Raw genomic sequence first — 11,498 nt, 5'->3', positions numbered from 1 at the left:
GGGTCGGGGCTCGCATACGGCGTCCCGGAATGACGGCGCGGAACGCCGATCCTGCCTGCAGTGTCTGGCCGCTGCGGCGCGGCGCCGGCCCGGCTTAGCGGCGCCGGTCAGGCCGGCAGCCCCTCCGTCTCATCCTCGGCCTCGATCTCGGCGTCGGCCTCGGTCACCTGACCGGACGCACCCGCCGCCTCCGCCAGACCGCGTGCGGCCTTGCGCAGGAGCTTGCGGAGACGGCGGCGGTCGGTCTTGTCGAGATGGTCGAGCAGCTCGGCCTCAACCTCCTCCTGGATCCGCTCGATCGCTTCGGCCTTCGCCAAGCCCGCCTCGGTGAGCTGGACCCGCACCACGCGGCCGTCGCCCGATTCGGCCCGGCGCTCGACGATGCCGAGGGCGGCGAGCCGGGTCACGGTCTTCGAGGCGGTGGGGGGTCGCACGCGCAGCAGCGCCGCAAGGTCGCCCATGGTCATCGTGCCGGCCGCGGCCAGAGCCTGAACCACCTGCTCCTGCCCAGCGAACAGGCCGAGCTTGGCAAGCCGGTCGCCGGTGCGGGCCCGGTGCAGGCGCGCCGCCTGCACGAGCGCCCAGCCGACGGAGCGGACGCCCGGCGGCCGCATCCGCTTGGAGGACGGATCCGGGGTCGCCCCATCCCCATCCTGACGATCGCGTTTATGCTTGTCGCCCACCGGAGCGCCCGAGTTCGTGCCGGCGGCCGCCGGATGATCCTGAATCTGCACCGTCCGCCCCCGTCACCGGCCGCCCCAGACCCTGTGGCGACGACCGGTGACGCTGCGATGACGGGACCGGACCAGCCGGCCGTTCAGCAGTGCATGAGGCGCTGGAGCCGGTCCAGGATATCCTCGCCCGTGCAGGGTCGGGCGATGAAATCGGCGTGCTCGGGCATGCGGGCGGGGTCCGGTGCCGCCCGCCCCGAGACGATCAGGATCGGCAATTGCGGGCGCGCTTCCGCCACCGAGCTGGCGAGGTCGAAGCCGTCCGTCTTGCCCGAGAGCTGCACGTCGGTGACCAGCCCGCAGATATCCGGGCGCGCCTGCAGGATGCTGAGCGCCCGCTCGGCGGAGGCGCACTGAACGGTGTCGTAGCCGCCTTCCTCCAAAACGTCGCCGAGGTCCATGATCGTCAGCGCCTCGTCCTCGACGAGGAGGATGACCGGCCGATCGCCGCTTGAACCCGTCTGCTCGCTCGCCACTGTGTACTCCCTCTGGCAGCGTCCGGCCGCGCGGGCCGCCGCACGCGTCTTCAGCCGTAGGCCCAACGGCAGAAACGGTCCCGGGTTGCAGCCGAGTCCGGCGCCCGCGCCCCATCGATGGAACAATCCGACGTCAGGCCATCGCGGAAGCCTGCTCGGTCACGACCGCCGCGACCGCGTCGATCAGCCGGTCAAGATCGGCGCCCGGTATGGTGAGCGCCGGCGTGAGGTAGATGATGTCGCCGAACGGCCGCACCCAGACGCCCCTGTCGAGGAGCCGGGCCTTCAGGACCGCGAGGTCGGGCGTGCGCGCGAACTGCACCGCTCCGATCGCCCCGAGAACCCGGACCTCGGCCACGCCGGGCACCTGCCGCAGCGGCGACAGACCGTCCCGCAGCCGGGCCTCGATGGCGCGGGCCTGATCCAGGCGCGGCTCGGTCTCGAACAGGTCGAGGCTGGCATTGGCCGCCGCGCAGGCGAGGGGATTGGCCATGAAGGTCGGCCCGTGCATGAGCGCGGCCGCCGGATCGTCGGACCAGAACGCCTCGAACACCTCCGTGCGGGCGATCGTGGCAGCAAGCGCCATCGTGCCGCCGGTGAGCGCCTTCGACAGGCACAGGATGTCGGGCACGATCCCGGCCTGCCCGCAGGCGAACAGGGTGCCGGTGCGCCCGAAGCCGGTGAAGATCTCGTCGGCGATGAGCGGCAAACCGTGGGCGCGGGCGAGCCGGGCCACGGTGGCGAGCACCTCTGGGGGATGCGTGCGCATCCCGCCCGCGCCCTGGACCAGCGGCTCGATGATCACAGCCGCCAGGGTCTCGCGATGCGCCGCCAGCGCCGCATCGAGCGCCTCGGTCTGCACCCGAGTCCGCGGCAGGTCGCAGAACAGCTGCGTCGGCAGGTAGGCGCCGAACCGGCGGTGCATGCCCTCCTCGGGATCGCAGACCGACATCGCCCCCATCGTGTCGCCGTGGTAGCCGCCGCGGAAGCTCAGCACCTTCGTCCGTCCGCTCACGCCGCGGTTGAGCCACATCTGCGCGGCCATCTTCAGGGCGACCTCCACGGCCACCGAGCCCGAATCGCTGAGGAAGACATGGTCGAGGTCGCCGGGCAGAAGCGCGGCCAGCCGCGCCGCCAGCCGCTCGGCCGGCGCATGGGTCAGGCCGCCGAACATCACGTGGGGCATGCGCGCGAGCTGGTCGGCCACGGCGCCGGCTATGTGCGGGTGGTTGTACCCGTGCACCGCGGTCCACCAGGAGGCGATGCCGTCCATGAGTTCGCGGCCGTCAGCGAGCACGATGCGGCTGCCGTGCGTGGCCACCGCCTCCAGGGGCGGGGCGGCGACGCGCATCTGGGTGTAGGGCCGCCAGAGATGATGCGCGGGCGTATCGGAATTCATGTGTTCGGCATGGTCGGGCCACGAATAGGGGTCAAGTGTCCGCTGCCTGCCGCTTGACTTTGCTGCCACGGCAGCTCCCATCCGCGCCCTGATGGACAGCCTCGACGCCTTCGCCCGCGGGAAACTCGACGCGCTTGAAGCCGGCAGCCTGCGGCGTCGCCTGACGCCGACCGAGCGCGGCCCCGGCGCCGCGGCGGCGCGGGGCGGCCGGACGCTCGTGTCGTTCTCCTGCAACGACTATCTCGGCCTCTCGCACCATCCCCGCGTGATCGCCGCCGCCCAGGCGGCGGTTGCGGCCCACGGCGCGGGCGCCGGCGGCTCCCGGCTCGTGACCGGCGATCATCCGTATCTCGGTGCGCTGGAGGCGGGGCTCGCGCGCCACAAGGGCGCCGAGGCCGCCCTTGTCTTCGGCAGCGGCTATCTTGCCAATCTCGGCATCACCCCGGCGCTCGCCGGGCGGGGCGACCTCGTCCTGCTGGACGACCTCTCCCATGCCTGCATGTGGGCCGGGGCGCGGCTCTCCGGGGCGCGGGTGCTGACCTTCCGCCACAACGATCCCGGCGACCTCGCGCGGGTGCTCGCCGAGCACCGCGCCCAGCATGGACGCGCCCTCGTGCTCACCGAGCGGGTGTTCAGCATGGACGGCGACCGGGCGCCGCTCGGTGACATCCTGAGCGTTGCGCAGGATTTCGACGCCTGGACACTGGTCGACGACGCCCACGGGATCGGGGTGGTCGAGGACGGGCCGCGGGCGCCGCTCGAGATGGGAACCCTGTCGAAGGCGCTGGGCTCCTACGGCGGCTATCTCTGCGCCTCGCGCCCGGTGATCGACCTGCTGACGAGCCGCGCCCGCAGCTTCGTCTACACCACGGGTCTGCCCCCGGCCTCGGCCGCCGCCGCCCTGGAGGCGCTGGCGATCCTGGAGGCGGAGCCCGAGCGGCGTGCCCGGCCCCTGACCCTCGCCCGACGCTTCACCGCCCGTCTGGGCCTGCCCGAGGCCGAGAGCGCGGTGGTGCCGGTCCTCATCGGGGAGGCCCAAGCTGCGCTCGAGATCTCGGCGGCCTTGGAGGCCGCCGGCTTCCTCGTCGTGGCGATCCGCCCGCCGACCGTGCCGGCGGGGACCGCGCGGCTGCGGGTCGCCTTCTCGGCGGCCCACGACGAGACACAGGTCGATGCCCTCGCGGCGGCGGTGGCGGCCCTCACCGGCCGCGCCTGACAGCCGCTTCCCGTCGGCCCCGCCGGCACCTATACCGGGCCCGACGGAGCGCGCGGCGCTCCGCAACACCCGTCACCGACGAACGGGCGAGCAGGATCGAGAGGACGACGCCATGGATGCCAGCGCGCTGCGGGCCCTTCAGGCTCCCATCAAGGACAAGTACCGCACCGAGCCGGATTCCGCGGTCATCACCCTGAAGGCCAAGGGCACGCTGGACGACACCAAGATCGCCTGCAAGGTCGAGACCGGCCGCGCCATCGCGGAGGCGGGCCTGCACCCGGCCACCGGTGGATCGGGCGCGGAGCTGTGCTCGGGCGACATGCTGCTCGAGGCGCTGGTCGCCTGCGCGGGCGTGACGCTCAAGGCAGTGGCGACCGCCCTGGAGATCCCGCTGCGCGCCGGCACGGTCAGCGCCGAGGGCGACCTCGATTTCCGCGGCACTCTCGGGGTCGACAAGGAGGCGCCGGTGGGCTTCCGCAGCATCCGGCTGTTCTTCGAACTCGACACCGACGCGCCGGAGGACAAGCTCGCGCAGCTCCTCAAGCTTACTGAGCGCTACTGCGTGGTGTTCCAGACCCTGAACCACAAGCCCGAGCTGTCGGTGGCCACGACCACGGTCTGAGAGCGGAGGGCATCATGGCGGGCGGCATCACTCAGACCGAGTACTGGAACGGCGAGGTCGGCACCCGCTGGGCGCGCAACCAGGCGGTCCTCGACGCGATGTTCGTCCCGCTGACCGAGGCCCTGTTCGCGCCGCTGGCGCTGCGCGCAGGGGCATCGGTCCTCGATATCGGCTGCGGCGCGGGGGCGACGACCCTGGAGGTCGCGCGCCGGGTCGGTCCCGGCGGCCGCGTGACCGGCGCCGACATCTCAGCGCCTTTGCTGGCCGTGGCGCGGGATCGCGCGGCGGCCGAGGCCCCCGGAGGCGCTGCGATCCAGTTCATCGAGGCCGATGTCGAGGCCGTCGATCTCGGTCGCTTCGATCATAGTCTTTCGCGCTTCGGCGTTATGTTCTTTCCCGATTCCGCCCGCGCCTTCGCGAACGTTCGCCGGATGCTCAAGCCGGGCGGCCGGCTGACCTTCCTGTGCTGGCGCACCCTGCCCGAGAACCTATGGGTGAGCGTGCCGCGCGACGCGGTGCTGCCGCTGCTGGCGGAGATCCCGCCGCCGCCGGAGCCCGACACGCCGGGGCCGTTCCGCTTCGCCGATCCCGACCCGCTGGTCGCCCTGCTGCGCGGCACCGGTTTCGACAGCGTGACCTGCGATGCGGTCGATCGGGACATCGTCCTCGGACAGGGCGAGACCGACGCGGCGGCGACAGCGGCCGCCACCCACGTCTCCCTGAACCTCGGTCCGAACTCGCACCTCGTCCGCGAGGCCGCGCCGGATCTGCGGGCGCGGGCCGAAGTGGCGGTGACCGAAATCCTCCGCCCTCACGCTGAAGGCGGGACCGTGCGCCTGCGCGCCGCCTGCTGGCTCGTTCAGGCCGAATAGGTTCTGCGCTGCTAATTCGGTCTGGGCCGTTGCTGCGAGCCTGCCGTCTTTGCCAGCGGAATGAAGCAATCCAGGGCAGCGCCACGATCCCAGACGTCCCGCTGCCCTGGGTCACGTCGCTCCGCTCGTGATGACGGAGCGCGTGACACGCGCCGAAGGAGCCGACCGGAAACGGTCTCAGAGCCCCAGCGCGCCGCCGTCCGAGCGTGGATCGTGGGTCGCCTCGATCCGCCCGTCGCGGGGATGCCGGACCAGCATCCCCGCATGACCAAGGGAGTCGATGTAGGAGCCGCCCAGCTCCTCGATGTCATGGCCGAGGCGGCCGAGCGCCGCGATGCAGGCCGGATCGAACCGGTCCTCCACCTTCACGCTGAGCGAGGGCGCGCCCCAGGTCCGACCGTAGAGGAGGCGCGGCGCGTCGACGGCATCGGCGACCGACATCCCGTAATCGGCGTAGCGGGTGAAGATCTGGGCCTGGAATTGCGGCTGCCCGTCACCGCCCATGCTGCCGTAGCTCATTACCCGTCCGTCATCGAAGGCGGCGATGGCGGGAATCAACGTGTGGAACGGCCGCCGGCCCGGCTCCAGCGGGTTGACGGCCTTCGGGTCGAGGGAGAACGACATGCCGCGGTTCTGCCAGCAGATGCCGGTGGCCGGCAGCACCGTGCCGGAGCCGTACTCCCAGTAGACCGACTGGATGTAGGAGACGGCGAGGCCATCCCGGTCGATCGCCCCCATCCAGACGGTGTCGCCGTGGCCGGGATCGGGCAGGGGCACGCGGGCGGCGCGGCCCATATCGACGAGCGCCGCCTCGCGGGCGAGCCGCTCCGGGGTCAGGAAGGCGGCCGGGTCGTGCCGCAGGCGGCCGAAATCGGTGACCACCCGGTCGCGGATCGCGAAGGCCCGCTTCGTCGCCTCGATCAGGCCGTGATAGTGGGCGGTGGTCTCGGGCTCCGTGACGTTCAGCCGGTCGAAGATCCCGAGGATCAGCAGCGCCGCGAGACCCTGGGTCGGCGGCGGAAAGTTGTAGAGGGTCGCGTTGCGCCGCCGGATCGACAGCGGCGCCCGCTCGGCCGCCGCGAAGGCCTCGAGATCCGCCCGGGTCACCGGCGCGCCGAGGCGTTCGAGATCGGCGGCGATCTCCCGCCCGATATCGCCGCGGTAGAAATCGCCGAGGCCCGCATGGGCGAGCTGCTCCAGGGTGGCGGCGAGCCGGGGAAGGGTCCGGATCTCTCCGGCCGGGTAGGGTTTCCCGTCCTTCAGGAAGGTTTTCGAAAAATTCGGCGCGTCGTGAAGCGTGTCGAGTTCCTGGGGCACGTAGCGCGCCTCGGAGGGTGAAACCGGGACGCCGTCCCGCGCCTGCTTGATGGCGTCTGCGAGAAGCGTCTCCAGGGGCAGCCGGCCGCCGAGCGCCCGGGCCAGCTCCAGGGCGAAGCGCCAGCCGCCGACCGCACCGGCCACCGTCACCATGGCGTCGGGGCCGCGCGCGGGGATCGCGTCGTACTGCTTCTCACGGTAGCGCTGCGTCGTGGCGAGGCGCCCGGCCGGGCCGCAGGCCTCGATGCCCCGCACCCGGCCGCCGCGCTCGCGCACTAGCCAGAAGCCGTCGCCGCCGATCCCGTTCATGTGCGGGTAGACCACCGCGATCGAGGCGGCCATCGCCACCATCGCCTCGATGGCGTTGCCGCCCTGAGCCAGAACCGTCTGGCCGGCCTGGGCGGCCAGGCTGTGCGGCGCGGCAACGGCGGCGGTGGAGAAGACGGGGGTCTCGGGCATCGGCGGTCCTGTGGTGTACCAGCCGCAGGGTTAGGCGAGCTTGTGCATCCTGCAAAGTCCGGACGTATCCGGGCTGTGCACCGTGCTATGCTGTGCCCGTGTCGGGACCGATTGCCGAAGCGGCGGAGCGTGGAGTGTCGATCCGTCCAACCCGCTCCCTCATCCTGAGGTGCCGCGCAGCGGCCTTGAAGGATCGCTCCGCCTTCCGGACGCCTCCTGCGAGGCCTCCGCTGCGCCGCGGCGCCCCAGGATGAGGGATTGGACTGGATCCGCCGGTTGCCTCACCGGTGAAGCGCGCATCGCGGATCGCAGCAGCGAGCACCGGAACGGAAGCCTCACGCTGCCGGCCCGTCTCGCGGTCGGCCTCGGCCTCCTGGTCACGCCGGCCATGGCCCAGCAGCAGGTCCGGACCGCGTTCGAGGGCGCGGGCGCCGATCCGCGCGTCTCGGTCTCCCAGCCGGAGACCACCAGCCAGGCCTCGGGCGGCTATGTCCGCTCGGTCGAGCCTTATCTCGGGCCGCTCGGCGATCCGCTGGGGATCCGCCCCGTTCTGAAGGAACGCGGCATCGAGTACAGCCTGACCTACATCGCCGATGTGCTCGGCAACCCTGTCGGCGGAGTCCGGCAAGGTGCGATCGTCGAGGACCGCCTCAACCTGCGGCTCAACCTGGACCTCGACCGGCTCGCGGGCTGGCAGGGCGCCACGGTTCACGCCAACGCCTACTTCATCCACGGCACCGGCCTGTCGCGCTACTATATCGGCAACCTGCTCACCACTAGCGTCATCGAGGCGCTCCCGTCGAGCCGGCTCTACGTGCTCTGGCTCGACCAGAGCCTGATGGACGGCCAGCTCGGCATCCGGATCGGCCAGCAGGCCGCCGATACCGAGTTCTTCGTCAGCCAGACCGCAACCCTGTTCGTGAACTCCACCTTCGGTTGGCCCGCCATCACCGGGCTCAACCTGCCGAGCGGCGGCCCGGCCTATCCGCTCGCGGCGCCGGCGATCCGCGCCAAGTACGTGCCCGGCAACGGCTTCTCGCTGCAGGTCGGGCTCTACGACGGCGATCCGGCCGGTGCGAACCGTCCCGGGGACGATCCTGAGGCGCAGCGCCTCGACCGGACGGGCACCAATTTTCGCCTCCACGACCCGGCCCTGCTGATCGCCGAGGCGACCTACGCGTACAACATCGCCCCCGGATCCACGGGCCTGCCGGGCGACATCACCCTGGGCGGCTGGCAGCATTTCGGCCGGTTCGACAGCCTGCGCTTCGACATCACCGGCGTGCCGCTTGCCGACCCGAACGCCACCGGGATCGGGCGGCCGGTGCGCGGCAATGCCGGCCTCTACGCGATCTTCGACCAGACGCTCTATCGGGAATCGGGCAAGGACGACGAGGGCCTGGGCTTCTTCGTGCGGGCCGCTTGGTCGCCGACCCGCTCCAGCCTGATCGACGCCTACCTGGATACCGGCCTCGCCTATAAGGGCCTGTTCGACGGCCGCGACGACGACACGATCGGCGTCAGCCTCGCCTACGCCCGCATCGGCGACGAGGCCCAGCGGGCCGACCGGGACACGATCCTCTACACGGGCCTGCCGATCCCCCGCCGCCGCGCCGAGGCGGTGATCGAAGCGACCTATCAGGCCGTCGTGGTTCCGGGCTTCACGGTGCAGCCGGATGCCCAATACGTCATCCGCCCGGGCGCCGGCATTGCCGGTCCGGACGGCCGGCGGCTGCGCAATGCGGCGGTGCTCGGCCTGCGCGCGACCGTTCAGTACTGAGCCGGCCTGCGACGGCTCGACCGGGAACGCTCGCACGACCCCGCCTCTTTCAAAGGCATGTTGATCTTCGAGTGGGTCGTCGGCGTGCTGTTCGGCGCGGTCCTGTTGGCCGGGCTGGCGCGGCGGCTCGGGGCGCCCTATCCGGCCTTCCTGGCGCTCGGGGGCGTCGCCCTCGCCTTCGTCCCGGGCGTACCCAACCTGCAGCTCGATCCCGAGCTGGCGCTGGCGCTGTTCCTCGCGCCGGTGCTGCTCGATGCCGGTTTCGACGCCTCCGTGCGGGACATGAAGGAGAACTGGCGGGCGGTGCTCGGGCTCGCGGTCGGCGCCGTCGTGGTGACGACGCTCGCCGTGGCCTTCGTGGCGCGGCTCGTCGTGCCGGACATGCCGCTCTCCGCCTGCATCGTGCTCGGGGCCGTGGTCGCCCCGCCCGACGCGGTGGCGGCCCTGGCCGTGCTCAAGCATGCGCCGATGCCCCATCGCCTCGCCACGATTCTGCGCGGCGAGAGCCTGCTCAACGACGCGGCCTCTCTGCTGATCTACCGGCTCGGCGTCACGGCGGCGATGGCCGGCAGCTTCCACCCGGCCGAGGTGGCGCCGATCTTCCTGCTCGGCGTGGTGGCGAGCCTCATCGTCGGCCCCTGTCTCGGGCTCCTGTTCGTGGCCGTCACGCGGCGCGTCACGGACCCGGCGAGCGCGATCGTGCTGCAGTTCGTGGTCGCCTTCGGAATCTGGCTCGCCGCAGAGCGGCTGGAACTGTCCGGGGTGCTGACCATCGTCAGCTTCGCGGTCACGGTCGCCCGACGGGCGCCGGGCACCACGGCACCGCGCGCCCGGGTGATCTCCTACGCGGTCTGGGACACGGCGGTCTTCGTGCTCAACGTCCTGGCCTTCGTGCTGATCGGCATCCAGGTCGACCCGATCCGGGAGCGGCTGACCGGCGGGGATGCGTGGCAGGCCCTGGTCCTCGCGGCCGCGACCTTCGCCACCGTGGTGGTGACGCGCCTTGCCTGGGTGCTGCCGACCACCCGGATGCGCGGCCTCGGCATCCGCCAGGCCGGGGCTCCGGCGCGCCTCGGGCCCGGGCTCGCGATGTCCTGGGCGGGCATGCGCGGCATCGTGACCGTCGCGGCCGCCCTGGCGCTGCCCGCCGAATTCCCGCACCGGGACCTCGTGGTGTTCACCGCCTTCTTCACCGTGCTCGGCACCCTGATCGTCCAGGGCCTGACCCTGCGGCCGTTGCTGGCCCACCTGCGCTTGGAAGACGACGATCCGGTGGGCCGCGAGACCGGCCGCGCCAGGGCCGCCGCCTACAAGGCCGCCCTGGACAGCCTCGCGGATGCCGAGGACGAGCCGGCGACGGATGCGTTGCGCGCCGAGTTCCGGGCGGCGCTCGCCGAGGCCGAAGAGCACGAGGAAGGCTTGGCGCCCGAAAGCCTGCCAGCGGATGCCGCCCGGCGCCGAGCCGTCGAGGCCGCCCGCGACGCGGTGCTGGCCCTGCGCCGCAAGGGCCGGATCGGCGACGACGCCTATTTCCTGCTGGAGGAGGAGTTCGATTGGGCCGAGCTCAGCGCGACGCCGCGCGCGGAGACGTGAGGGCGGCGCGGATCGGTCGCGCAGCGCAGGGCGATCAGACGCCCTTTCGGGCCGCGACCCGCGCCTCGATCGCATCCCACACCGCCACCGACAGGTCTGGGCCGCCGAGTCGCTGGATCGCCCGGATGCCGGTGGGGGAGGTCACGTTGATCTCGGTGAGGTGGCCGTCGATCACGTCGATCCCCACCAGGATCAGGCCACGGCGCGCCAGCTCGGGGCCGATCGTCGCGCAGATCTCGCGCTCGCGCTCGGTCAGTTCCGACGCCGATGCGGCGCCGCCCCGGACCATGTTCGAGCGGATGTCGTTGGCGGCCGGGACGCGGTTGACCGCGCCCATGGGGACGCCATCCACCAGGATGATGCGCTTGTCGCCCTCGGTGACCCGGTCGAGGTAGCGCTGCACCACCCAGGCCTCCGGGAAGGTCGCGGCGAACAGGTCGAACATCGAGCCGAAGTTCGGATCCTTCTCGGTGACCTTGAAGACGGCCGCGCCGCCGTGCCCGTGCAGCGGCTTCATCGCCACGGTGCCGTGCTCCAGCCGGAACGCCTCGATTTCCGCCTTGTCGCGGCTGATCAGGGTCGGCGGCATCAGCTCGGGGAAGTCGAGGACGAACAGCTTCTCGGGGGCGTTGCGGACCTCGAACGGATCGTTGACGACCAGCGTCTCCGGATGGATCCGCTCCAGCATGTGGGTGGCCGTGATGTAGGCCATGTCGAAGGGCGGATCCTGGCGCATCAGCACCACGTCCGTCTCCGCGAGGTCGATCCGCTCCGGCGGCGTCAGGGTGAAATGCGCGCCCTCGACGTCCTGGACGGTCAGCCGCTCGACCCGCGCGGTCACGCGCCGGCCCTGCATCGAGAGCCGGTCGGGCGTGTAGTACACGAGGGAATGACCCCGCCGCTGGGCTTCCAGCAGCAGGGCGAAGGTGGTGTCACCCGCGATCCGGATATTCTGGATCGGGTCCATCTGAACGGCGACGGTCAGGCTCATCCAATACGCCCCTTGTCGGCGGCGGAATCCTCGACCGCGCGC

At 71.8% G+C, this 11,498-nt stretch carries 10 protein-coding genes; 5 read left to right on the top strand and 5 right to left on the bottom strand.

What is annotated here, in order from left to right:
* Positions 1-107: 107 nt before the first annotated feature.
* From AC3WSN_RS11850 to AC3WSN_RS11840, 3 genes are all read right to left on the bottom strand, one after another.
* The gene (locus tag AC3WSN_RS11850) at positions 108-734 is read right to left on the bottom strand and encodes a MarR family winged helix-turn-helix transcriptional regulator (protein ID WP_192708878.1); all 627 of its coding nucleotides are present in this window, start codon (positions 732-734) and stop codon (positions 108-110) included.
* Between the two features lie 83 nt (positions 735-817).
* Positions 818-1,207, bottom strand: a complete 390-nt coding sequence (locus tag AC3WSN_RS11845) for a response regulator (protein WP_192708877.1) — start codon at positions 1,205-1,207, stop codon at positions 818-820.
* 133 nt (positions 1,208-1,340) lie between these two features.
* Complete coding sequence (locus tag AC3WSN_RS11840) at positions 1,341-2,606, bottom strand: adenosylmethionine--8-amino-7-oxononanoate transaminase (protein WP_492538155.1); 1,266 nt, start codon at positions 2,604-2,606, stop codon at positions 1,341-1,343.
* Between the two features lie 91 nt (positions 2,607-2,697).
* On the opposite strand from AC3WSN_RS11840, the gene AC3WSN_RS11835 reads away from it, so the two are divergent.
* The 3 genes from AC3WSN_RS11835 (at position 2,698) to AC3WSN_RS11825 (ending at position 5,316) form a co-directional block, all read left to right on the top strand.
* A complete protein-coding gene (locus tag AC3WSN_RS11835; RefSeq protein WP_492538154.1) occupies positions 2,698-3,822 on the top strand; it encodes an aminotransferase class I/II-fold pyridoxal phosphate-dependent enzyme in 1,125 nt (374 codons plus the stop codon).
* Between the two features lie 112 nt (positions 3,823-3,934).
* Positions 3,935-4,444 (top strand): OsmC family protein, encoded by a 510-nt coding sequence (locus AC3WSN_RS11830; protein ID WP_492538152.1) that lies wholly within the window; start codon positions 3,935-3,937, stop codon positions 4,442-4,444.
* A 14-nt stretch (positions 4,445-4,458) separates the two neighbouring features.
* Positions 4,459-5,316: a class I SAM-dependent methyltransferase gene (locus AC3WSN_RS11825; protein WP_492538150.1), complete on the top strand. Its 858-nt coding sequence runs from the start codon at positions 4,459-4,461 to the stop codon at positions 5,314-5,316.
* 177 nt (positions 5,317-5,493) lie between these two features.
* Here the strand turns inward: AC3WSN_RS11825 and AC3WSN_RS11820 are convergent, their stop codons facing one another.
* On the bottom strand, positions 5,494-7,092 hold the full coding sequence (locus AC3WSN_RS11820) for a gamma-glutamyltransferase family protein (RefSeq protein ID WP_492538148.1): 1,599 nt from the start codon (positions 7,090-7,092) through the stop codon (positions 5,494-5,496).
* Positions 7,093-7,480: 388 nt separating this feature from the next.
* Between AC3WSN_RS11820 and AC3WSN_RS11815 the strand changes: the two genes are divergently transcribed.
* Complete coding sequence (locus tag AC3WSN_RS11815) at positions 7,481-8,872, top strand: carbohydrate porin (protein ID WP_492543080.1); 1,392 nt, start codon at positions 7,481-7,483, stop codon at positions 8,870-8,872.
* Between the two features lie 57 nt (positions 8,873-8,929).
* The gene (locus AC3WSN_RS11810) at positions 8,930-10,465 is read left to right on the top strand and encodes a cation:proton antiporter (RefSeq protein WP_492538146.1); all 1,536 of its coding nucleotides are present in this window, start codon (positions 8,930-8,932) and stop codon (positions 10,463-10,465) included.
* A gap of 34 nt (positions 10,466-10,499) precedes the next feature.
* Here AC3WSN_RS11810 and gshB read toward each other — a convergent pair whose 3' ends face one another.
* A complete protein-coding gene (gshB, locus tag AC3WSN_RS11805) occupies positions 10,500-11,456 on the bottom strand; it encodes a glutathione synthase (RefSeq protein ID WP_492538144.1) in 957 nt (318 codons plus the stop codon).
* Between the last annotated feature and the right edge of the window lie 42 nt (positions 11,457-11,498).

This window comes from Methylobacterium sp. FW102-HT35C08, from assembly GCF_058790235.1.
The sequence above is the reverse complement of the archived record's forward strand: the minus strand, read 5'-3'. Positions and strand labels throughout refer to the sequence as shown.